This window comes from Mammaliicoccus sp. C-M13, from assembly GCF_022386845.1.
In the GTDB taxonomy this organism is placed as follows: domain Bacteria; phylum Bacillota; class Bacilli; order Staphylococcales; family Staphylococcaceae; genus Mammaliicoccus; species Mammaliicoccus lentus.
The window spans coordinates 119,375-143,009 of sequence record NZ_JAJNHQ010000006.1; the positions used below are offsets into that span (position 1 = coordinate 119,375).

At 31.5% G+C, this 23,635-nt stretch carries 26 protein-coding genes; 22 read left to right on the plus strand and 4 right to left on the minus strand.

All coding sequences use genetic code 11. The features are described from left to right. Positions 1-4: 4 nt before the first annotated feature. On the minus strand, positions 5-460 hold the full coding sequence (locus LQ615_RS06425; RefSeq protein WP_017000828.1) for a MarR family winged helix-turn-helix transcriptional regulator: 456 nt from the start codon (positions 458-460) through the stop codon (positions 5-7). A gap of 514 nt (positions 461-974) precedes the next feature. Between LQ615_RS06425 and LQ615_RS06430 the strand changes: the two genes are divergently transcribed. The 13 genes from LQ615_RS06430 (at position 975) to LQ615_RS06490 (ending at position 12,890) form a co-directional block, all read left to right on the plus strand. Further along, complete coding sequence (locus LQ615_RS06430; RefSeq protein ID WP_017000827.1) at positions 975-1,511, plus strand: TetR/AcrR family transcriptional regulator; 537 nt, start codon at positions 975-977, stop codon at positions 1,509-1,511. Positions 1,512-1,681: 170 nt separating this feature from the next. Further along, positions 1,682-2,572, plus strand: coding sequence for a beta-keto acid cleavage family enzyme (locus LQ615_RS06435; protein ID WP_017000826.1), 891 nt, complete (start codon positions 1,682-1,684; stop codon positions 2,570-2,572). Further along, positions 2,569-3,537 carry a 3-hydroxyacyl-CoA dehydrogenase NAD-binding domain-containing protein gene (locus LQ615_RS06440; protein WP_017000825.1) on the plus strand — a complete coding sequence of 323 codons (969 nt, stop codon included), beginning with the start codon at positions 2,569-2,571 and terminating at the stop codon, positions 3,535-3,537. Before LQ615_RS06435 ends, LQ615_RS06440 begins: the two co-directional genes overlap by 4 nt. A gap of 4 nt (positions 3,538-3,541) precedes the next feature. Further along, positions 3,542-4,012 (plus strand): thioesterase family protein, encoded by a 471-nt coding sequence (locus tag LQ615_RS06445; protein ID WP_135032209.1) that lies wholly within the window; start codon positions 3,542-3,544, stop codon positions 4,010-4,012. An 81-nt stretch (positions 4,013-4,093) separates the two neighbouring features. Beyond that, the gene (locus LQ615_RS06450; RefSeq protein ID WP_135022022.1) at positions 4,094-5,716 is read left to right on the plus strand and encodes a BCCT family transporter; all 1,623 of its coding nucleotides are present in this window, start codon (positions 4,094-4,096) and stop codon (positions 5,714-5,716) included. Positions 5,717-5,916: 200 nt separating this feature from the next. Further along, positions 5,917-6,300 carry an aspartate 1-decarboxylase gene (gene panD / locus LQ615_RS06455; RefSeq protein WP_017000822.1) on the plus strand — a complete coding sequence of 128 codons (384 nt, stop codon included), beginning with the start codon at positions 5,917-5,919 and terminating at the stop codon, positions 6,298-6,300. Between the two features lie 192 nt (positions 6,301-6,492). After that, positions 6,493-7,539: a MupG family TIM beta-alpha barrel fold protein gene (locus tag LQ615_RS06460; RefSeq protein ID WP_239704057.1), complete on the plus strand. Its 1,047-nt coding sequence runs from the start codon at positions 6,493-6,495 to the stop codon at positions 7,537-7,539. Positions 7,540-7,543: 4 nt separating this feature from the next. Continuing rightward, a complete protein-coding gene (gene murQ, locus LQ615_RS06465) occupies positions 7,544-8,428 on the plus strand; it encodes an N-acetylmuramic acid 6-phosphate etherase (protein ID WP_218708781.1) in 885 nt (294 codons plus the stop codon). A 17-nt stretch (positions 8,429-8,445) separates the two neighbouring features. Continuing rightward, positions 8,446-9,882, plus strand: a complete 1,437-nt coding sequence (locus LQ615_RS06470; protein WP_135032211.1) for a PTS transporter subunit EIIC — start codon at positions 8,446-8,448, stop codon at positions 9,880-9,882. Position 9,883: 1 nt separating this feature from the next. Beyond that, positions 9,884-10,738 (plus strand): MurR/RpiR family transcriptional regulator, encoded by an 855-nt coding sequence (locus tag LQ615_RS06475; protein ID WP_239704058.1) that lies wholly within the window; start codon positions 9,884-9,886, stop codon positions 10,736-10,738. Positions 10,739-10,896: 158 nt separating this feature from the next. Beyond that, positions 10,897-11,319, plus strand: a complete 423-nt coding sequence (locus LQ615_RS06480; RefSeq protein WP_103269281.1) for an HTH domain-containing protein — start codon at positions 10,897-10,899, stop codon at positions 11,317-11,319. Positions 11,320-11,372: 53 nt separating this feature from the next. Continuing rightward, positions 11,373-11,675 (plus strand): hypothetical protein, encoded by a 303-nt coding sequence (locus LQ615_RS06485; RefSeq protein ID WP_017000816.1) that lies wholly within the window; start codon positions 11,373-11,375, stop codon positions 11,673-11,675. Between the two features lie 252 nt (positions 11,676-11,927). After that, complete coding sequence (locus LQ615_RS06490; RefSeq protein ID WP_017000815.1) at positions 11,928-12,890, plus strand: LCP family protein; 963 nt, start codon at positions 11,928-11,930, stop codon at positions 12,888-12,890. A gap of 70 nt (positions 12,891-12,960) precedes the next feature. Here LQ615_RS06490 and LQ615_RS06495 read toward each other — a convergent pair whose 3' ends face one another. Then, positions 12,961-15,141, minus strand: a complete 2,181-nt coding sequence (locus tag LQ615_RS06495) for a helix-turn-helix domain-containing protein (RefSeq protein ID WP_239704059.1) — start codon at positions 15,139-15,141, stop codon at positions 12,961-12,963. Positions 15,142-15,403: 262 nt separating this feature from the next. On the opposite strand from LQ615_RS06495, the gene LQ615_RS06500 reads away from it, so the two are divergent. Then, positions 15,404-15,733, plus strand: coding sequence for a transcriptional regulator, SarA/Rot family (locus LQ615_RS06500; protein WP_017000813.1), 330 nt, complete (start codon positions 15,404-15,406; stop codon positions 15,731-15,733). Between the two features lie 116 nt (positions 15,734-15,849). Here LQ615_RS06500 and LQ615_RS06505 read toward each other — a convergent pair whose 3' ends face one another. Then, the gene (locus LQ615_RS06505; RefSeq protein WP_017000812.1) at positions 15,850-16,065 is read right to left on the minus strand and encodes a DUF2922 domain-containing protein; all 216 of its coding nucleotides are present in this window, start codon (positions 16,063-16,065) and stop codon (positions 15,850-15,852) included. A 35-nt stretch (positions 16,066-16,100) separates the two neighbouring features. After that, positions 16,101-16,310 (minus strand): DUF1659 domain-containing protein, encoded by a 210-nt coding sequence (locus LQ615_RS06510; protein ID WP_017000811.1) that lies wholly within the window; start codon positions 16,308-16,310, stop codon positions 16,101-16,103. 137 nt (positions 16,311-16,447) lie between these two features. Here LQ615_RS06510 and LQ615_RS06515 point away from each other — a divergent pair, with 137 nt between their 5' ends. The 8 genes from LQ615_RS06515 to LQ615_RS06550 are packed head-to-tail and all read left to right on the plus strand — an operon-like array spanning position 16,448 to position 22,909. Next, complete coding sequence (locus LQ615_RS06515; RefSeq protein ID WP_017000810.1) at positions 16,448-16,999, plus strand: tyrosine-type recombinase/integrase; 552 nt, start codon at positions 16,448-16,450, stop codon at positions 16,997-16,999. Between the two features lie 18 nt (positions 17,000-17,017). Further along, positions 17,018-19,417 (plus strand): DUF4040 family protein, encoded by a 2,400-nt coding sequence (locus LQ615_RS06520; RefSeq protein ID WP_239704060.1) that lies wholly within the window; start codon positions 17,018-17,020, stop codon positions 19,415-19,417. Next, positions 19,404-19,829, plus strand: a complete 426-nt coding sequence (locus tag LQ615_RS06525; protein WP_017000808.1) for a monovalent cation/H+ antiporter subunit B — start codon at positions 19,404-19,406, stop codon at positions 19,827-19,829. The genes LQ615_RS06520 and LQ615_RS06525 overlap by 14 nt, the downstream gene beginning before the upstream one ends. Next, complete coding sequence (locus LQ615_RS06530) at positions 19,826-20,173, plus strand: Na(+)/H(+) antiporter subunit C (RefSeq protein ID WP_017000807.1); 348 nt, start codon at positions 19,826-19,828, stop codon at positions 20,171-20,173. The genes LQ615_RS06525 and LQ615_RS06530 overlap by 4 nt, the downstream gene beginning before the upstream one ends. Continuing rightward, positions 20,166-21,662: a Na+/H+ antiporter subunit D gene (locus LQ615_RS06535; protein ID WP_064205227.1), complete on the plus strand. Its 1,497-nt coding sequence runs from the start codon at positions 20,166-20,168 to the stop codon at positions 21,660-21,662. The genes LQ615_RS06530 and LQ615_RS06535 overlap by 8 nt, the downstream gene beginning before the upstream one ends. Positions 21,663-21,664: 2 nt before the next feature. Beyond that, positions 21,665-22,147 (plus strand): Na+/H+ antiporter subunit E, encoded by a 483-nt coding sequence (locus LQ615_RS06540; protein WP_017000805.1) that lies wholly within the window; start codon positions 21,665-21,667, stop codon positions 22,145-22,147. After that, on the plus strand, positions 22,147-22,440 hold the full coding sequence (locus tag LQ615_RS06545; RefSeq protein ID WP_017000804.1) for a Na(+)/H(+) antiporter subunit F1: 294 nt from the start codon (positions 22,147-22,149) through the stop codon (positions 22,438-22,440). The genes LQ615_RS06540 and LQ615_RS06545 overlap by 1 nt, the downstream gene beginning before the upstream one ends. Then, complete coding sequence (locus tag LQ615_RS06550; protein WP_064211717.1) at positions 22,418-22,909, plus strand: Na+/H+ antiporter subunit G; 492 nt, start codon at positions 22,418-22,420, stop codon at positions 22,907-22,909. The genes LQ615_RS06545 and LQ615_RS06550 overlap by 23 nt, the downstream gene beginning before the upstream one ends. The last annotated feature ends 726 nt before the right edge of the window (positions 22,910-23,635 follow it).

The window sequence follows — 23,635 nt, forward strand, 5'->3', positions numbered from 1 at the left end:
TCTCCTATTTTTTAATGGTTAAGTCATATACGTGATTATCAAGTTTTGTTAGAGCTTTTATAAAATGATTTTGTTCTTCCTCAGACAATATAGACAGCAAGCTATCCATATTATGTATGCAAACTTGTTTTAAATTTAGGATAGCTTCTTTACCATATTCAGTTATATAAATATAGTAAATTCGTTTATCACGTTCAGATTGTTTTTTGATGACATAAGAATCTTTCATTAAGTCATTGACTAGGCGACTTAAATTTCCTTTGTCTTCATCGATTTTTCTACATAAGTTGTTCAAAGTAATACCATCTTGTTCATAAATAATCTCTAGTAAATTTGCGAGTTTTAAGGATATGCCATGGGATTGCGCAACATCTTTGCATAGATAATGCAAATTACTACATAAATTCACTAGGGAACTTTTGAAAATCTGAGCATTTTCATTTAAAAATTGATCATTCATTTTGATGTGCCCCCCAAATAGTATTGTCAAAATATAACTATAAATCCTTATAATACTAAATAATACCAAAAATAGAGAAAAGTACAATAATATTGTTTGAAAATCTAATTAAAAAGGTTTAAGTTTTACGAAATTATTATTGTTGTAAAATACAATAATAAATCGAACTTTTATATATTCTAATAATTAATTGTATATTTATTTAATGTAACTAATGTATATAGTAAAAGCTAAACAAAGACTGTCAAATAAGTGATTCATGGACTTTGATTAAACTATTAATATCAAAATAAATTTTTATAACTTAGTAGAATTATGAACGAATATTGAAATAATAATTTACAAATAGCAATAAATGATATATATAGAAATAACAGGGTATTGTTATAGGTGGATATTTAAATTAATAAAAATTGACAATAAGTTACAACTTTTGAAATAGTCTATGTTTATAAAAAAGATTATTTAGTATACAATATCTTTTATAATTACAAACCGAAATGAGATGACAAGTATGAGTAAAATCGATAGACGTACACAGATGCTTGAAGCAGCAATTCAAATAGTAAATGAACAAGGCACTGATTCTCTTACACTTGATGCTGTCGCAAAACGTGCAGAGGTGAGCAAAGGCGGACTTTTGTATCACTTTAAAAACAAAAAAGCTTTAATTCAAGGATTAGTCGATTATGCAAGTGCCACTTATCGTAATAATGTCGATACAAACGTTCAAGATGATGACGATACTGGTAAATTGTTAAGAGGGTATATTGAAGCTACTAGAAGTCATCGTGACAATAATATTGCTATCAGTTCAGCTGTATTAGCAGCACAAGGAAACGATCGCTCACTTTTAAAACCATTACAAGAAACTTATCAAGAGTGGCAACATTTTATTGAAGACGATGGTTTGAACCCTGTAGATGCAACTATTATTCGACTTGCTATCGATGGCTTATGGTTAACAGAATTGTTCGGCCTTGATGCAATAGATGAATCAAGACGTGAAGAAGTTTTAAACCAATTATCAAATTATACAAATAAGAATTAAACAATTTAAAATATTTAATCTATAGTGGTTAACCATGCTGAGACATTATTATGTCCCAGCTTTTTTTGTGTTTAAAAAAGAATTTGAATAACAGCTTGAAACTTTACCGTCCAGTTGGTATACTAACAAACGTTGAATTTTTTAAAAAACATCATTTCAGGAGGATTATAATGAATAAAGTAATGTTAACAGCGGCTATAACTGGCGCTGGAGATACTGTTGAGAAGAACGAAAATGTACCAGTTACACCGGAAGAAATTGCAGATTCAGCAATTAAATGTGCACGTGCTGGGGCAACAGTTGCACATATTCATGCACGTGACCCAGAAACTGGTGGTATTAGTCACGACACAGAATTATTTAGAGAAGCTATACGATTAATCCGTGAATCGGGTGAAGATATTATTATCAATATTACATCTGGTGGTGGTGGAGATTTCATCCCGAATTTACAAGATCCATACACTGCTGGGGAAGGTTCAGACATGCAAACGCCTGAAGAGCGTCATGAACCAATCGGAACATTACTACCAGAAATGTGTACGCTAGACTGCGGAAGTACTAACTTCGGAGATATGGTTTACTTAAGCCCTGCAGATTGGCTACGTGAACAAGCACGCCTTGTACAAGAAGCTGGTGTTAAACCAGAACTTGAATGTTTCGATAGTGGTCATATTCGATTTGCTAGACAATTAATTTCAGAAGGCTTAATTGATGGAGAACCAATGTTCCAATTTTGTCTAGGCATTCCATGGGGAGCAGATAACGACGCAGAAACGATTGAATACTTTAAAACACGTTTACCAGAAAATGCACATTGGTCAGGATTTGGTATAGGTAGAATGCAATTACCAACTGTAGAAGAAATAGCTAAACGTGGCGGCAGTGTTCGTGTTGGATTAGAAGATAACCTGTATATATCTAAAGGTGTTAAAGCTACAAATGAAGCATTAGTAGAAAAAGCTGTAGAAATATTAAAAGAATTAGATATAGAACCTATGACGCCTCAAGAAGCGCGTGAATTTTATCAACTAAGAGACCCTAAAGGAGGACAATCATGAAATTTGCAGTAGTAGGAACAGGTGTAATCGGAAGCGGTTGGATTACACGTATGCTCGCTCATGGACATGAAGTTGTAGCGACAGACCCAAGTGAAAGTGCATATGAAACAATGTTAGAACAAGTGAAATCAAATTGGCCATATGCTGAACGTATGGGCTTACACCCAAATGCGTCACTTGATAATTTAACATTCACACCTTATTTAGAAGAAGCTGTTAAAGATGCTGACCTTATACAAGAAAATGTACCAGAAGTAGAAGAAATTAAAGATAAAGTATTAACGGATATTGATTTTTATGCACGTCCAGATGCAATTATCGGTTCTAGTACATCAGGTATTAAACCAACAGAATTACAAAGAAATTTAAAGCATCCTGAAAGATTAGTCGTAGCTCATCCTTTCCATCCTGTTTATATTTTACCTTTAGTTGAAATTGTGCCAGGTAAACAAACAAGCGAAGAAACAGTTATTAAAGCTGAAGAAATCTATGAAGCTATCGGAAATGATGTACTTCATGTACGTCATGAAATAGAAGGTCACATTGCAGACCGTCTTATGGAAGCTTTATGGCGTGAATCATTGCATATTGTAAACGAAGGCATTGCTACAACAGAAGAAGTAGATAAAGCATTTACTCATGCAGCTGGCTTAAGATATGCACAATATGGACCATTTATGACTTTCCATTTAGCTGGCGGTCAAGGTGGTATGCGTCACATGTTAAAACAATTTGGTCCTGCTCTGAAGAAACCTTGGACGAAACTAGTCGCACCAGAATTAACAACAGATTTATACAATGCAGTTGTTGAAGGCTGTGAACAATCGTCATTTGGTTATTCAATGTCAGAATTAGACCAAAAAAGAAATGAATTTTTAATTAAAGTTAAAGAACTTGCAGAAGAATATTGGCCAAAAAATAGTGATTATATGAAGAAAAAACAACTCACTAAGACGGAGGTTTAATGTCGTGTCTAACTTTTTCAACTATCAAACAACTGTTCAGAATGAGTGGTTAGATCATAACAACCATATGAATGATGCAGAATATAACCGTGTGTTCAGTCAAGCAACTGATGCTTGGCTTGCTCACATAGGGTTAGATGTTCAAACGATTAAAGATATTAAATATACTGTATTTACGTTAGAAAATCATATTACTTACCAAAAAGAAGTACCTAAAAATGAAACGTTAAATGTCAGTGTACAATTAATAGACTTTGATCAGAAGAGATGTCATGTATTCATGAATATGTTTAATGGTTCAAACGAATTATGCTCTACTTATGAAGTAATGTTAATGGGAATCGATGTCGAAAGTGGCCGTCCTAGTGCGTTTCCAGATAACATTATTGAGCAAATTAAAAATGAGTCAGTTAAGAAACAAGACGATTCATTACCACGTGAATTAGGACGTCAAATAGGCATTAAACGTAAATAAAAGTATAACTAGGACTGTTTGTATGATGCAGATAGTCCTTATTATATGAAAAAAATCACTAAATTAAAGGATGAGTAAATTGTGAAAAAATTTAAATTGATGGATTGGGTTACATTTACAATTTCTTTACTTATATTGCTATCTGTAGTTATACCCTTAATTGCATTTCCAGATGCAAGTAGTCAAGTAATATTATCACTTAATGATCTAATAACCTCAAAATTAGGTGCTGTTTATTTAGGAATTGGTCTAGCTGTTTTAATCTTTATACTTTATATCGCATTTGGTAAATATGGTGGAATTGTACTAGGTAAACCTAATGATAAACCTGAATTTAATACGATGAGTTGGGCAGCAATGTTATTCTGTGCAGGTATCGGCTCTAGTATTTTATATTGGGGTATTATCGAATGGGCATATTATTATGATGGTCCACCGTTTCATATCAAACCACGTAGTGAAGAAGCAATTAATTATGCTGCTACATATGGAATGTTTCACTGGGGACCTATTGCTTGGGCAATATATGTCTTGCCAGCACTTCCAATCGCTTATTCGCTTTATGTAAAAGAACAACCTATTATACGTATTAGTCATGCATGTCGACCACTAATAGGAAAATACACTGACAAATGGCCTGGTAAAATGATTGATGTTCTCTTCATTTTTGGTTTACTAGGTGGTGCAGGTACTACTTTAGGACTGGCTACACCAATGATTGCTGAAGGAGTTGGCTCACTAACAGGTTTAGATGGTAGTTCAACTTGGCTACGATTAACGATACTAGGCATATCAACATTGATATTTGCAGCAAGTTCTTACTCAGGTATTAATTACGGTATTAAAATATTAAGCGACATTAATATTTGGTTAACGTTTATATTATTATTATTTGTATTTATTGTTGGACCAACAGTATTTATAATGGAAACAACGCTTTCCAGTGTAGGTTTAATGTTCCGTGATTTCTTCAGAATGGCAACATGGTTAGAACCATTTGGTGGCCTTGGTAATATTTCAAAAGACAACTTCCCACAATCATGGACAATATTCTACTGGGCTTGGTGGTTAGTATACGCACCATTCGTAGGATTATTCATAGCCCGTATTTCTAAAGGACGTACGTTAAAAGAAGTTATTTTAGGTACACTTGGATACGGTACCCTTGGCTGTACACTATTCTTCGGAATATTAGGTAACTATGGTTTATGGCTAGAGATTACTGGTAAATTCTCTGTTACAAAAGTACTTCAAGAGAAAGAAGGACCCGCTGCGATTATGTCCATTTTAGAGCAGTTACCGATGAGTAATGTCGTTATCGTTATATTCGTAATTACAGCAGTCATTTATTTAGCGACTACTTTCGACTCAGGTTCATACATCTTAGCAGGAGCAACACAAACTGAAGTAGATGACGAGCCATATCGTTGGAACAGATTATTCTGGGCATTTGCGTTATCATTTATTCCGTTAGCACTTATGCTAATCAGTGGGGATGAGATTTTAAATCTGTTACAAACCGCCTCAATCATTGCAGGTGTGCCATTGATTATAATATTTATATTACTGATGGTATCCTTCATCAAAACGCTAAGCAACGATCGTATTAAACTAGAAGAACGCTCTCGACTTCATAAAGAAAGAGAACGTCGTACACTTTCTATCAGGTATGCCAAAAATGATAGATGGTGGGAAAAGAAATAAATATTTTTTAATATAAATTTTGAGCACTAATTCGTTGAATTATATATAACGAGTTAGTGCTTTTTCATTTATGATGATATTTGAATACACTTTAACAACTATATAATAGAAGAAAGACGTCTCAGAATTTAATTGTTGACGTATGAAAATATAATTGTATGATGATAATAACTATAAAAAAACATATGGAGATGAAAAGCATGATAAGAACTATGATGTATGGAAAAATTCATCGTGCGAGGGTAACTGAAGCAAATTTAAATTACGTAGGTAGTATTACTATAGATGCAGATATTCTTGATGCAGTAGATATTTTGCCGAATGAAAAGGTAGCAATCGTTAATAATAATAACGGTGCAAGATTAGAAACTTATGTAATTGAAGGTGAACGAGGAAGCGGTAAGATTTGTTTGAATGGTGCAGCTGCACGTTTAGTTCAAGTAGATGATGTTATTATCATTATGAATTACGTACAAGTTACAAACGAAGAAGCTAAAAATTTATCACCTAAAGTAGCAGTAATGAATGAACGTAATGAAATTATTGAAATGATTCATGAGAAGGAAAATGAAATCATATTATAAAGTGGCTATGTCATGAATATACTTGCCTTAATACTATTATTAATCTAAAAAGCTTTAAAGTTCAGAACTTTTATTTTGAACTTTAAAGCTTTTTGTAATTTCATTTCATTTCTAGTTATATTATAATATTATATTGAAATTTCATTCCAAAAGTGAGATAATGTAAGCGATTCCAATAAGGAGTGTGTTGAAATGCTAGGCTTTTCTGTTTATTTAGGAGAACCATTTGATAAGACTTATATTGAAACAATGCTTAATGAAGGTGCCAAATATGTATTTACTTCATTGCAAATACCAGAAGATGATCCAATGTTGTATTTAACCAAATTAAAAGAGTTAAATAAAATAGTAAATGGTAGAGCAGAGATTATTGCAGATGCAAATCCTAAAACGTTTAAGACTTTAGGATTGTCGTATAAAAAGCCTACTACTTTAAAAGATGCTGGAATAGATTTTATAAGATTAGATATATCATTGGATATAGAAGATATTATATCTTTATTAAATGAAGTTAATGTAGTATGTAACGCAAGTACTGACGCTGTCGAATTGCTCTATCAACTTAAAGCTAAAGATATAGACTTATCAAAAGTGATGGTTGCACATAATTATTACCCACGACCGGAAACAGGTTTAGAAAATGAGTTTTTCATTTCTAAAAACAAAGAAATAAGGGATGTTTTTCCGGATGTGAAAATTATGGCATTTGTCCCTGGTACTAAATTAAGAGGGCCTATCTTTAGAGGATTACCAACACTTGAAGCACACAGAAATATACATCCTTTATATGCTGCTTATCAATTATTAAAATATGATATCGACGTTGTTTGTATTGGGGACACAAGCATAGACTTAGATATCATAAATCAATTTCATGATTATTTTAATAATGGAATCGTAAGTCTTTATATTGAAGAGGAAACACCTGCTTTAAAAGATGTAACAGGGAGAATTTTTCATAATAGGAAAGACAAAGCGAGAGATGTAGTAAGAGCGGAAGAGGCAAGGATGAGTTTTCAAGGGGAAGTTAAACCAGATAATACGACTGAAAGAGTTAAGGGGACCGTTACATTAGATAACTTGAAATATGGGCGATACATGAACGAACTGCAAATCGTCAAGAGAGATTTAGAAGCAAATGAAGCCGTGAATGTTATTGGGCGTGTTTCTAGTAGCAATTTAGATTGTATAAATATGATTGGTGCTGGACAGGCTTTCCAATTTATTAAAAGGGGATAATGTGATGGACATAAAAAAACTAACTACTGAATCAAGAAATAAATATTCATCAAAACTAGATACTTTAACGCCAGAACAATTTGTTGAAGTGATGAATACAGAAGATCAAAAAGTAGCCGAGCAAATTAAGTTAGAGAATAATGCGATAGCCGAATTGATTAAAAGAGCTATTACGAGCTTAAACAATGGGGGAAGGTTAATTTACATGGGAGCAGGAACAAGCGGAAGATTAGGGGTATTGGATGCTGCGGAATGTGTCCCAACGTTTGGTGTCACGCCAGACGTCGTAATAGGTTTAATTGCAGGTGGTCCAGAAGCAATGACGGTTGCAGTAGAAGGGGCTGAAGATGATTTAGAATTAGGGGAACAAGATTTAAGAAATTTAAATATAAACGAAAATGACACGGTTATAGGTATTGCTGCTAGTGGAAGAACACCATATGTTATAGGTGGATTAAAATACGCCCAAAGCATAGGCGTTCCTACTGGTTGTGTAACATGTAATCAACAATCAGAAGTAGGAAATTACGCTGATTTTCCGGTTCAAGTTGATGTTGGTCCAGAAGTTTTAACAGGCTCAACAAGGTTGAAAGCAGGCACAGCTCAAAAACTCATTTTAAATATGATTTCAACTGGTGCGATGGTTGGTATAGGAAAAGTTTATGAAAACTTAATGATTGATGTTAAACCAACCAACAAAAAACTTGTACAACGTGCTATTAATATGATTCAAGAAGTTTTAGGGTGTTCATATGAAGAAAGCCAGAAACTTTTTGAAGAAAGCGATGAACAAGTAAAAGTGGCAATTGTTATGGGCATGCACAATGTGAGTAAAGAAGAAGCCATTCAGAAATTAGAAAAAGCTAAAGGGTTTGTGAGAAATACGTAAACAAGGGGTGTATGTATATGTCTAAAGAAAAAGAAATGGCCAAAGAGATACTTGATAAAGTTGGGGGAAAAGACAATTTAGAAAAAGTCATTCATTGTATGACAAGGGTTAGAATGAGTATCGTCGACTACACTAAAGTTGATATTGAAGGTTTAAAAAATATCAAAGGTGTGATGGGGGTTGTAGAAGATGATATGATTCAAGTGGTAGTTGGACCGGGGACTGTAAATAAAGTAGCCAATGAAATGAGTTCTATTATTGGCGTACCACTAGGCGAAACAATTAAGAAAAATCAAAGTAATAAAGAGAAAGTAGAACAAGAAGCGGATCTGTTTAAACAAAATATTAACAAGAAAAATCAAACACCTTTCAAAAGAGTGTTGAGATCGATAGCTAATATTTTTGTACCTCTTATTCCTGCATTTGTGGGTGCCGGTTTAATTGGTGGTATTTCTGCTGTACTTTCTAACCTGTTAACAGCCGGCACAATCGATGGAGCATCATGGGAACAATTTGTTTTAGTATTTAATATTATAAAAGATGGTCTTTTTGCTTACTTAGTCATTTATGTAGGTATTAATGCTGCAAAAGAATTTGGTGCAACACCTGGCTTAGGTGGTGTAATTGGTGGTACAACTATGTTGACTGGCATGGATCCAGAAAGTCCACTGAAAAATATTTTTAATGGCGAACCACTTGAAGCAGGACAAGGTGGTGTAATTGGGGTTATTATAGCTGTTTGGTTGCTATCTTTAATTGAAAAAAGATTACACAAAATTGTACCGACTGCTGTAGATATTATTGTTACTCCGACGATTACATTATTTATTATGGGGTTAGGAACAATCTTTGTAATCATGCCTATAGCAGGTTTTATTTCTAACGGCTTGTTAGGCGTAATTGATTGGGTCTTAAATATAGGTGGAGCATTTAGTGGATTTATATTAGGTGCAACGTTCTTACCTTTAGTTATGTTTGGATTGCATCAAGTATTAACACCAATTCATATAGAAATGATTAATCAATCAGGTGCTACTTACTTATTACCAATACTTGCTATGGCTGGTGCAGGTCAAGTAGGTGCAGCATTTGCCCTATGGGTTAGATGTAGAAAAAATAAAAAAATCATTAACCTTCTAAAAGGTGCTCTACCAGTAGGAATTTTAGGAATTGGAGAACCATTGATTTACGGGGTAACTTTACCTCTAGGTAGACCATTTATTACAGCTTGTATCGGTGGTGGAGTCGGAGGTGCAGTTATAGGCGCCATCGGACATATTGGTGCAAGTGCAATTGGGCCGAGTGGCGTATCCCTTATACCGTTAATATCTCATAATATGTATGTAGGATATATTGCAGGTTTATTAGCAGCTTATTTAGGAGGCTTTATTTTCACATATTTATTTGGAACGAACAAAGAAATGACAGCACCACAAGAATTGGATGAGGATTAATATGAGCGAACATCAACACGTACTTATGTTTATTAAAGAAAATATGTCTCGTTTAACTAAACGAGAACAGCGTATAGCACAGTACTTTGTCGATTATCCTGAAAAGATAATTGAATTAAGCGCTAAGGAGTTAGGCACGGTAACAAACACAAGTGCTGCTTCCGTTATACGTTGTACGCACAAATTAGATTTTAAAGGTTTTACTGATTTGAAACTGTCTATTTCTAGGTATATGCCTCAACATGAAAAAAGTATATATCAAGAAATTAAACAAGATGAAACAGTATCGTCTATTAGTAAGAAACTTATTACACGAGCATCACATACACTTGAAATGACTGAAAAATTAATCGAGAGTAGCAGTGTAAATGCCATTATTGATCAATTGTATGAGGCAAAAACAATTATAGTTTTTGGTGTAGGTGCTTCAAGTTTAGTAGCACAAGATTTATATCAAAAATTTACTAGAATTGGTAAACAAGTTATTCATTCTTTAGACACTCACTTTTTAGCTACAGCAATAGCTTCACATAATAAAGATTGTATTTTGATAGGAATTTCTAACTCTGGTGAGAATAGTGAAACACTATCTTTAGCTAAAGTTGCACATAAATATAATGTTAAAGTAATAAGTCTGACTCAATCAAAAAGTTCATCTTTATCACAACAATCTGACTATCAATTAACACATGATGCAAGTTCAGAAGAAAGTTTAAGATTAGCAGCTACGAGTTCTCTTATATCGCAATTGATGACGCTTGATATATTATTTTATAGCTATTTATCAAGAGATTATGATGAACATGTAATAACGATGAGTAAAACGAGAGATGCAGTTGAATTATATACAGAATAAATGTTTGATAGAGTCCGAGACAACAATTTATGTCCCGGACTCTCAGTGTATTTAAATAATATTTAAGAACTGAAAAAGATGAAAGAAAGTAATTTATTACACTTTCTCCGCTTATACAGATTGTCACGGGGTATATATATTATGAGTGGAGGTGCATAATGATGGCAAAATCTAAGAAGAAAAATTACACCAGTAGAATTAACAATGTAATTGATGCATTTAGTCTAGAAGATAAGCAAATGAGAAAGCTATTAAACTTGCCTAAAGAAAAGTATGAATTGCTTATGCATGGGAATCAAGGTGTTTTAACAGACAAACAAAGAAACGAAATTGAAAAGCGTTTAAATTATTTTGAATCTATTGGTAAGCACGAAGATGCTTTAAAGTATACTAAATATTTTATTGAAAAAACATTGAAAAAAGAGTATAATTTACCAAATAAGTCAATTGCCAAATTATGTAATGTTAAAAAGAAAACAATTAAAAAATTAATAAATTCTAAGAAAATTGATAGAAACGAAGAGAGAAATCTTATACTAAACGTTCTTCAACTTTATGAAACTTTAAAATCAGTCAACTAATTGCTCATCATAAACATCATATTTTAAGAATTAAGGAAAGTTAGCGTGTTATTATGAAACAAGTAGAAATTATAAGAATATTAGATGATACCTCTTTTGTTGTAAATGCAGGTTCAGATAGATATTTAGAACCTGGCTATTTTATAGATGTATTAAAGAGAGATAAATCTTATAAATATATTGCGAAAATAGAAGAAGTATACCCTGAATTATCTTTATGTAAAAGATACGGAGAAGAAAGACTCTTCTATGGAGATGTTGTAAGGATTAGATATCCTGAAGACGAAGATATGCAAATGACCACAAAAGTTATTAAATCTAATAAATCTAAAAAGAACAGAAAAAAGAGAGGATGAGATCGCCGAATCTCATCCTCTTTCCCGTTTAATATGTCTAAAAAAATTTAAATAAGTAACGTTGTAGACTTATATAAGTACTCTAACATAAAATGTATAGATTTTACAGAAAAAAGATATATCATTTAATATGATAATATTATATATTTTTTAAAGAAATGTATAGTGTGAAATAATTATGTGTATATTGGCAAATTACATCTAATAAATGTATAATAAAGAAAAAATAAAATAAGAATGGACTGAGAATACGTGGCAAATCAATATGAGCGTTCTGCAAAGAAACCTAAATCAGCAGCATTTAAAATTGTAACAACTATTATTATTGTGTTATTAATTGCGTTTTTAATTATTATTGGCTATTTTGTGTATAAGTTTTTTGCATTAGGTAATACGATACATAACCCACTGGATAGAGATAAATCTGAACTTAGAAAGAACGCAGTAGATACTAATGGAGATCCTATTTCGATAGCTTTATTTGGAATTGATTCCGACTCTACAAGATCAGCAGAAGGTGGAGGAGAGCGTTCGGATTCAATCGTTTTATTATCTATAAATCCAGATAAGAAGAAAACTGTAATGGTTAGTATTCCTAGGGATACTAGAGCGGAAATTGTTGGCAATGATTCTGTAGAAAAAATTAACCATGCGTATGCATATGGTGGCCCTAAAATGGCGATTAACTCTGTAGAAAAATTAATGAACGTACCGGTAGACCATTATGCAACAATTAATATGGATGGGGTTAAAGATTTAGTAGATTATGCAGGTGGCGTAAATGTTACAAGTAATGCTACGTTTACGGTTAAAGGGAAATCATATGTTAAAGGCCAAAAATACAAATTAAATGGTGAAGAAGCGTTAGCATTTATTAGAAGTAGAAAAGAAGAAGGCGCTGGTGGAGACTTTGGTCGACAAGAACGTCAACAATTAGTGATTCAAGCACTAGCTAACGAATTAGTTAGCGTAGGATCTTTACCTAAAATTAATCAAATCTTTGATACTTTAGGTGATAATGTTAAAACAGATATGAAGATTGGACAACTAAATGATTTAAGATCTAAATATAATGATGCTTTAGATAATGTAGACCGTAATCAGTTAGAAGGACAAGATTCAATTTTAGATGATGGATTATATTATTTTGTACCTAGTGACGCTAGCAAGAAAGATATAGTAGACTCATATAGAGAAAATCTAGGTTTGGAATAAAGTATAATATTAGAAAATATTAATCTTTAAACAAAAAATGCACCTCAAATTTTGAGGTGCATTTTTGTATTTAACTTCTTTTTTGAATAATAAGCAATTTGATAGCGTTAGTTTTTAAATAATATGTCTCATCTACATCCTTAGAATTATAATCAGCCATTTCTATATCTGGAGAACAATATTTATCTAATAGAACTGTGTTGAAATAATCAATATTAAAACGTTCGTTATCTAATTTTCTAATTGCTTTGAAGATATTACCGTTATCCTGATCAAATGTAATGTTAGTTACTCTAAAAGTATTAAAAGGTATGTCACGGTAAGAAAGACTAATACCAACATTATTCTGGTAGTTGATATCATTTGGATTATATAGTTCATAATTAAATAAAAGGAAAAATATTTTATTATGTTGCTCGAACTTAATATAATTTTGTCCTTTTTCGAATTCTTGTTGGTTAAAGTACGTTAATATATATATTAAATAATTAACAGGACTTTTACAGTGGTGTTTTAAATGTAGTGATAAAGGTTGATTTATAGTTGCGAGATCGGCTGAAGTTTCCTCTAATAACCAGAAGCCTAAACCAGACACATAAGTTGTGATACTTAATAAATGATCTACAATAATAGCAGCATTGAAATAAAAATCACTCATCGTCCTCGAATCACCATGAATGACATTCCATTCTATAGGTACTACGTTTTTATTATTGTTCTTCATGAATTTTAAATTGTGAATAAGCTTTTCAGTATAGTCACTTTTTATTTTCGCTATATCATGATTATTCATTTTGTTAAAGTCGAATAACTCATTAAAGCTATAAGATATTGCAAAAGAATCGACATTTTTACATAGTTGCATATCTATATCAAGTTGCTCATAATCATGTTTAAATGGATCAGGTCCATTTATCATTATTTGTAAATCAGGTAAGCTTTCTTTAGAGTCATTAATTTGAGATTGTATATGCGTGAGTTCGTCATACTTGATATCAAAGTAAAATTCACCTTGTTTATTAACGAAATAGTTATGTATAACATCTATAAATTCTGACCATTTACTTTTGAACGTATGATCTTGTACATCAAAATCATATATTTTTATACATGGCGTTATATTTGTATCTGAAAACATGCTTAAACAAAAAGCTAAATTATGTCGATACTTATGTTTTTCTATATCGCAGAAAAATGATTTTAATGAACAGTGAATAACAATGATAGGCTGACGAGGTATATTTTCTACAGTTTCCAATATTGTACCAAGGAATGGAGTATAAAAATCATTAACGTCACCGATATGTAAATAAGTTTTATGGTTAGCCTTTAATTTTTGTAAAGGTAAATCTTTAAAAGTTAAATGTTTGTACTCATGAACGAGAGACTTATTATGCATCATTTTTTGCAATTTAGAAATTAAAGTTTTACGCTCATCTTCTGTCATTGTCTCAGTTTTTTTACTTATTTTTTTCTGTTGATACATTAAACGATATTGTTTAGGGGTTAATTGAAATTGTTCTTTAAATTGACGATTGAAATTATGGTAACTAGAAAATCCATGATAGTCTGCAATTTGTTCGACTTTAAATTGTGTAAATAACAAGGCGTAAGTAGTTTGAAACAAACGTGTTTCTTTCAAATATTGAGTGAACGTCGTACCTATTTGTCTAGAAAACTCACGTGATAAATGTTCAGGAGAAATAAAGAAAAAGTCAGCTACGAGGTTCAGTGATAGTTTTTCTTGGTAATGCTTATCAACATATTGCTTCACTTTACGTATAAGTCCTGTTAATTCCATTTCTGTTTGTCCATAATAATTTGTTTCTTCTTTAAAACGCTCATACATAATTTTATAAATTTCAACGATATAATGGCTACGTCTGATCTTTATATTCGTTAAATCTGCTAAAATAGCTCTTATAAATAAATCCTTTATTTGATGTTTATATTTGTTTAATTGATTTGTTTTTGTAGTTTTCGGTATCCAATATAGGTAAGACTCTTCGCCACTTAAACTTTCCATCATTGAATATCCAATATGTAATACTGCGACTAAGCCGTCGTTTATTACTGGTAAGTAATTGTCATTATCCTGTAAATAAAATAAGTCACCGACGGTAAATGTATATGTTTTTTGATTTAAAGTTAATATTGCTTTTCCTTCTAGCACAAAACATAATGCACCATAACCTAACTTTTTAGGGTTAATAATGCCTTCTTTATGCAATGAAATGTCGTAATTGTACACTTTTTCACCTCATCTTCACTAAGATATTACATTTTATATCAAATAATGTCATATTTTTATTACATTTTAAACTATTATATCAAAAAAAGTAAGAAAAAGTTGGATTATTAAATAATTTTTATAAGAAAGATGATAATAAATCAAATAAATGAATTGATTTAATCAAAATCTGAAATTAAAACGGTTTACAATAATACTTAATGCTATTGTTGTATTGTAAACTATTAAAAACGGGGAAAATATTAAAATGGAGGTATATAGAATGACAGGGAATTTCAACAAGATTATTCAAGATATGATAGATTATGAGAATAAAATCGCAAATTTAAAAAACGAAAAACGTTTAACATTAGTTGATTTTATAATATTAGAAGAAATCTATAGATCTGAAGAAATTACAATTAAAGAAATACTTAACGGGAAGCTAACAGAACTTCAAACGAAACCTTCTAACATTGGAACAAATTTAGCTAAATTATATAGAAAAGATTATATTAATAAATATAGAAGTGAGCTAGATGAAAGAAAAGTTTACTATTACATGGAAGACGAACAAAAGGCTCAATACGAACAAATAGCAAAAGACATATAAAACAACAATAGGTTTAATTATTCAAAAAGAAACCCAAAGGAAATCCTTTCAAGTGAAAAGATTTTCTTTGGGTTTTTCTATAGAATTTAAAAATGATTTAAAAGGGTATTATAAAATTACTTGATTACAGTACGTGTTGAGCGTTCTACGTAGTGCGCTGAATGAATAGAAACTAATTCACCTTTAGATAAATCAAATAAATTTAATTTTAAAATACTATCCATCGCCTGGCGTACGTTTTCTTCAGTGAGATCACGTTTTGGGTTTTGGATCTGTAATGTGAAAGTTTTATCTGTTGAAGTTTTAAAAGTAAGTTCTAATACGAGTTTCATGAAATTCACCTCCTTGGTAGATTTAGAGGATAGAATTAATCTTCTATCTGAATTGTTTTGACGATATAAGCATCTTTGAACTTTTCGTCAGATAACGTTTCGATAATGCCTTTAAAAGTTTTAACTTGTTCATTTGTTACATTTAATTTAATTGCTTTAAATTTTCTTTGAACATTTTTTACTTTGGCATTCTCATCTAAGTACTGATGTAACAATATGATGTTGATGTCTTTAACTGTTGCCATTTTGCTAACCTCCTTTCACTTTATATATCGAAATGAGATTAAAAAAACGACCACAAATTAGTTAAAAATTCTTTCATGTTACTCAAATATATATTATTATTAATATGTACCTTAATTAGGAAGGATGGACGAAATGCATGCAACAAGTATCTCCAATTAAGAATAAAGATGATATTAGAGCGATGTATGAAGTATTAAAATCACACAGTGAAAGAGATTATTTATTATTTAGTCTTGCTATTCATACAGGTATTAAAGTAAATCAATTATTAAATTTAACTGTTCAAGATTTACTAGATGAAGATAACGACATTATTTCTAACTGGGTAAATGATAAAAAGGATTTGATTAAAGTAGTGATTCCATTGCACTTAAGATCAAGTTTGTCATCTTATATACGTATGGAAATGTTAGGAAAAGAAGACTTTGTATTTAGATCTATCAAGACGAAGAAACAATTGTCTAGACAACAAGCATATCGGATCATTCATGTTGCTGCAGAAGAAGTTGGATTGAAAAATATTGGTCTATACTCCTTAAGGAAAACTTTTGCGTTTCATGCATTTAAATCGGGTGTATCAGTTTCAATAATACAAAAATATTTAGGTCATCAATCGTTGTTAGAAACTTTAAAATTTATAGATGTAACCACAATAAAAAAAGAAACAACAATAGAACTAAATATATAAAAAGAAAGGAGTTCGTGTATGGCTTTAATATGGTTGTTCTTCACCATCTTAGTTGTAATGGCTATTGTCCTTATGACTATGAATACTAAATTTAGCCGCTTTGCTGGTTGGATAAGTTTAATCGCGCCGCTAATAAGTTCCATTTATTTTTTGAGTCAAATTAAATACATATCGAGTGGGCATACTGTTTCTTTTTTTAAAGAGTGGATACCTATAATTGATTTTAATTTAGATTTGAGATTAGATGGTTTATCTTTAATTTTTGCACTTCTTATTTCACTCATTGGCGCAGGTGTATTCCTTTACGCTATTTATTATCTTTCTCATGAAAAAGATAATCTCCCAAGATTTTACACGTACTTGCTAATGTTTATGTTGGCAATGTTAGGTGTTGTACTTTCTAATAATACAATTTTGCTATATTCATTTTGGGAATTAACGAGTATATCTTCTTTCTTACTCATTGCATATTGGTATCAAAGAGAAAGAAGCCAAGAAGGGGCACTTAAATCTTTCTTGATTACCGTTTTTGGTGGTATGGCTATGCTCGTAGGGTTGATATTGTTATATAGCATTACGGGTACGAATACAATTACTGAACAAGTCGGTATGATTGATGAAGTGTTTCAATCACCATGGTTTGTACTTGCAGTCATTTTAATCTTACTCGGTGCGTTTACAAAATCAGCACAATTTCCATTTCATATATGGTTGCCAGATGCTATGGAAGCGCCAACGCCTGTTAGTGCTTACTTACACTCAGCTACTATGGTTAAAGCTGGTTTGTATTTATTACTTAGATTTACACCTATTATTGGTCAAAGTGAATGGGTCGTGTATACAGTTGTAACAGTCGGGTTAGTTACAATGTTAGTAGGATCTTTCTTTGCAGTAAGTAAAAAAGATTTAAAAGCTTTATTAGCATATTCTACAATCAGTCAATTAGGTATGATTATGTCTATGATTGGTTTAGGCTTGTTAGCTTTAAATCAAAGGTTTGAAGCGGGACATGAAATATTTATTGCAGCTTTATTTGCAGCTTTATTTCATTTAATTAACCACGCTATTTTCAAAAGTGTACTGTTCATGGGAGTAGGTATTATAGACCATGAAACAGGAACAAGAGATGTTAATAAATTGGGCGGGTTAAGAAAAGTAATGCCTATTACAGCAATTGTAATGTCAATCTCTGCTTTATCTATGGCAGGTGTTCCATTATTTAATGGTTTTTTGAGTAAAGAAAAGTTCTTCACTAGTCTGGTAGAGACAGGACAAGTGGATATTTTCAATCAAACGATGTCTTTTGTGATGATAGCAGCAGGATTTATAGGTAGTATTTTTACTTTTGTTTATTGTTTAAAGTTAATAAAAGAGCCATTCTTTGGGGAAATGAAAGAAAAACAATTGCCTAAAGTACCACGTCATGATGGCGGGGGACTTCTTATAGCGCCTGTTTTAATTGTAATATTTGTACCGTTATTTTTCTTTATTCCAAATGTATTAGGAAAATATTTAATAGGTCCAGCGTTACGTGATATATTCCAATCGGATAAAGTAATGGAATATATACCTCATATTCAAGCGTGGCATGGATTTACAACTGAATTGTTTTTAACTATAGGAATATATTTAATAGGTACATTATTAGTAATATGGCCAAATTGGACATTTATTTATAGCAAAGTATCAAAAAATATAGAAATCAATACAATTTATAATAAAGGTATGACTTTACTGGATCGGGTAAGCGCATATTTAATTCAAATTGTAATGAATAATAGATTAAACCAATATTTACACATCATTTATGTAATATTTTTCGTACTTATGGCATATGGCATATATCATGTCGGTATTTACGATATTGCGTATTACCATATTACAGAAGCTTCAACATTCGAGATTATTATATTGATTAACATTGTGATTACAGCGACAGCATTAATGTTTATTAGAGAAAGAATGACAATGACTATTTTAAATGGTGTAATCGGTTATTCGATTGCTGTTGTTTTCATATTTATGAAAGCACCTGATTTAGCTTTAACGCAATTGGTTATTGAAACTATTACGACAGTCTTATTTTTATTAGTATTTTTCCATTTGCCAAACGTGCAGAAAGATAAACCAAATGTTCTAGCAGAAATCGTTAAATTAGCAATCGCACTCTTAATGGCGGTATTTGTCGTAATTTTTGTTATCATGATGCAACAAGATAATCTATTCGATAAAATTTCTTATTATTATGATAACGCTGATGAATTAGCAGGTGTTAAAAATATCGTAAATGGTATTTTAGGAGACTTTAGAGCGTTAGATACAATGTTAGAAGGAATCGTTATATTGATTGCCGGACTAGGTATTTATACACTCGTTAAATTTAAGATAAGAAAGGATGAGCCTGATGAAAGAAAATGATGTAGTATTAGAAACCATATCAAAAATCGCAATATTTATCATTCTGACATTCGGCTTTTATATATTCCTTGCGGGACACGATAATCCTGGTGGTGGATTTATTGGTGGATTAGTCTTTAGTTCTGCGTTTATCTTAATGTTCTTAGCATTTGATGTTGAGACAGTTGTTCAATCATTACCGATAGATTTTAGAGCAGTTACAATTATAGGGTGTCTAGTGTCAATGAGCACAGCGATTATACCAATGTTCTTTGGACATCCAATGTTAACACACGAAGATGGATATATTACGTTCCCACTATTAGGTGAAATTCATCTTTCAAGCGTAACATTATTTGAACTCGGGATATTACTTACAGTAGTAGGATCCATTGTAACAATCATGCTTGCGATAAGTGGTGATAACAGTTGAATTTAATATTAGTCATTATCATTGGTGTACTTACTTTCGTTGGAACGTATATGATTTTATCTAAAAACTTAATTCGTATTGTTATCGGTACAGCTATTTATACACACGTAGCTAACTTAATGATTTTATCAATGAGCGAATTTGGTGGTCGAAATGTACCACTCATAAATGGTGAAGGAAAAGACTATGTCGATCCTTTACCTCAAGCATTAATTTTAACAGCAATTGTTATTGGATTTGCGATAACAGCATTTTTACTTGTTTTAGTGTATAGAACATTTAAATTGACGAAAGTCAACAGAATAGAGGCGTTACGCGGTGAGGATGAAGACGTAGATGAATAATTTAATACTTATACCATTACTCGTACCACTATTTATTGGTTTAATATTGTTCTTCTTTAAAGAACGATTAGCGTTAACAAGACGTATCGCCATCACTTTTCTAGCACTTACGACGATTGTAAGTGGTTGGTTATTAGTCGATGTCAGTATGAATAAAGCACTTGTTATCAACTTCGGAGACTGGCAACCACCATTTGGGATTCAGTTTGTTGGTGATGAGCTCAGCTTATTATTCACTACTATTTCCTGCTTTGTTGTCACAGTGATTATATACTTTGGTTTTGGTAAGAGAGAAAGGTTAGCTAACCGCTACTTTTTACCATCATTTATATTGTTCTTATTAAGTGGGGTTAATGGTAGTTTTCTAACTGCTGATATATTCAACTTATATGTAATGTTTGAAATAATGTTATTAGCTTCATTTGTATTATTAACATTAGGTCAATCAATAGAACAGTTAAGAGCAAGTATCATTTACGTCGTGATTAACGTTGTGAGCTCTTGGTTCTTCTTAATGGGCGTTGCTTATATATACGGTACGTTAGGTACTTTAAACTTCGGTCATATTGCAATGAGAATTAGTGAAAGTAACCAACCTACCACGACTACTTTAGTCGCAATTATCATGATATTTGTATTTGGAGGTAAAGCAGCGCTTGTCGTATTTATGTGGCTTCCGAAAGCATATGCAGCATTGAATACAGAATTAGCTGCTTTATTTGCGAGTTTAATGACTAAAGTAGGTGTATACGCACTTATTCGTGTGATGGTACTTATGTTTGATCAAAAGCCAGAAGTAACACATTTCTTACTTTACATTATGGCGATACTTACAATGATTATTGGATCAATAGGTGTTCTTGGATTTAAAGATATTAAGAAAATAGCAGCGTACCAAGTGATACTATCTATTGGATTTGCAGTATTAGGATTGAGCGCAAACAATTTAGCAGGGATTACCGGTGCTATATTCTATGTCGGACATGATATGATCATCAAAACTTTATTATTCTTAATCATAGGTACTTTTGTATTATTAACAGGTACAAGATATTATGACCAATTTGGTGGTTTAATTAAACATTATCCAAGTTTAGGTGTCATATTCTTTATTACGATACTATCAATTGGAGGCGTACCACCACTCAGTGGATTTCCTGGGAAATTATTAATTATTAAAGGCGCACTTGAAAATGGTTATACATTTGGCGTTATCGTGATGATTATTTCAAGTATCATTGCAATGTATAGTTTATTACGCGTATTTTTAGTAATGTATTTCGGCAGAGAAAGTGTACCTCAAGTTGGTAAAGTTGTTTTTGTTAAGAATAAATTATATGCAATGATAATATTAACAGTAACAACAATAATATTAGGTATTGCTTCTCAATATGTATTAAATATTTCTGAAATGGCAGCTCAGTTTAACATGAATGAGCTTGAATATTTTAAAGAAGTTATTCCAAATGTAGAAGTGGAGGCTAAATAATAATGGCACAACTATTATTAAATATTTTAATTGCCTTCTTGTGGACTTTATTTCAAGACGAAGATACATTTCATTTATCGACATTTATTTCAGGTTACTTGATTGGTATGTTCATCGTTTACTTAATGCATAGATTTTTCGGACATGTTTTTTATATGAAAAAAGTATGGGTTATTTTTAAATTTATTTGTGTTTATAACTATCAGCTTGTGACATCCAGTATTACAACAATTAATTATATTTTATTTAAAACAAATAAATTGAATCCAGGGCTTGTTACTTATGAAACAACATTAAAACAAGATTGGGCTATAACATTATTAACGTTATTAATCATGTTAACACCGGGATCAGTCGTATTAAGGTTATCACCAGATGGACAACGATTCTTTATACATGCGATTGATGTTTCTGAAAGAGAGAAAAAGATTTTAACAAAGCAAATTAAGAAGTATGAGAAATTAATCTGGGAGGTGCTTAAATAATGGAAATAGCTATCATGTTTATCATAAAAACGGCATTAGTTATATATGGTATATCTATTGTAATTGTTCTATTTAGAACAATTATTGGCCCTACAACTGCTGATAGAGTTATAGCATTTGATGCTATGGGTGCAATCTTAGTTTCTACAGTAGGTATATTGAGCATTGTTTATGACACCTTCAGTTATTTAGAAGCGAGTTTAATTATTGCTATTTTAGCCTTCTTAAGTACAGTTGGAATTTCTCGTTTCATTGAAGGGGGTCGTGTCTTTGAATCTAAGCGAGATCGTTAGTTTAATTGCAGCTATATCAATATTATTAGGTTCTATAACTGCTTTAATTAGTTCGATAGGTATTGTGAGATTTAGAGATTCCTTTCTAAGAAGTCATGCTGCTACAAAAAGCTCTACATTATCTGTTTTACTTTGTTTAACGGGTGTATTTTTTTATTTCTTAGTAACGAAAGATTACTTTAGTGTTCGTACTTTATTAACTATACTATTTTTATATTTAACATCGCCAGTTGCTGGTCATATGATTATACGAGCGGCATATAATTCTGGTTCATATATGTTTATGAAAGAATTTACAAAAAAAGGAACTTCGTTGAACTTTAGATATGACCGAAAAGAATCTAAAAAAGATAGACGAAGAAGAGCAGAGAAAAGAAGAATTATGAACGAAGCTTTCTCTAAAAATGATAAAGAAACATTCAGTAAATATAAGCAAGTTATGAAAAAAGACGACCCAACTTTAAAATAAAACAGCTGGAACATAAATATCAATTCAAAATAAATAACATCTGATTTCAATGATTTATTCAGTTAGAAATCAGATGTTATTTTTATGTGATTTAGAATTTTGTTCGTGCATGCTTGTCTAGTGTATGGTTCGATCGAGTCAACCGCTGCTAATATAAAAAAACGAGCTAGGGACGTAAATCCCTAGATCGTTTTGGATGAAATTGATCAATAAAAGCAAGAGTTGATATTATTGTTGGATATACTACTACTTAAATCCAATTAGACGCTCTTTATTGGATTTTCTACTACAATAATCCAATTAGACATACCTTTATTGGATTTTCTGCTTCATTAATCCAATTAGACGCACCTTTGTTGGATTTTCTATTTCACTAATCCAATTAGACATACCTTTATTGGATTTTCTATTTCACTAATCCAATTAGACGCACCTTTATTGGATTTTCTGCTTCATTAATCCAATTAGACATACCTTTATTGGATTTTCTGCTTCATTAATCCAATTAGACGCACCTTTGTTGGATTTTCTATTTCATTAATCCAATTAGACATACCTTTATTGGATTTTCTGCTTCATTAATCCAATTAGACGCACCTTTGTTGGATTTATTAACACATTAATCCAACTACACACACCTCTATTGGATTATGTAATGACTAAACTTACGAATTAACTTTTCTTCTGGTTCAGACCTGAAAATAAATCACTTTCGTATATCATCAC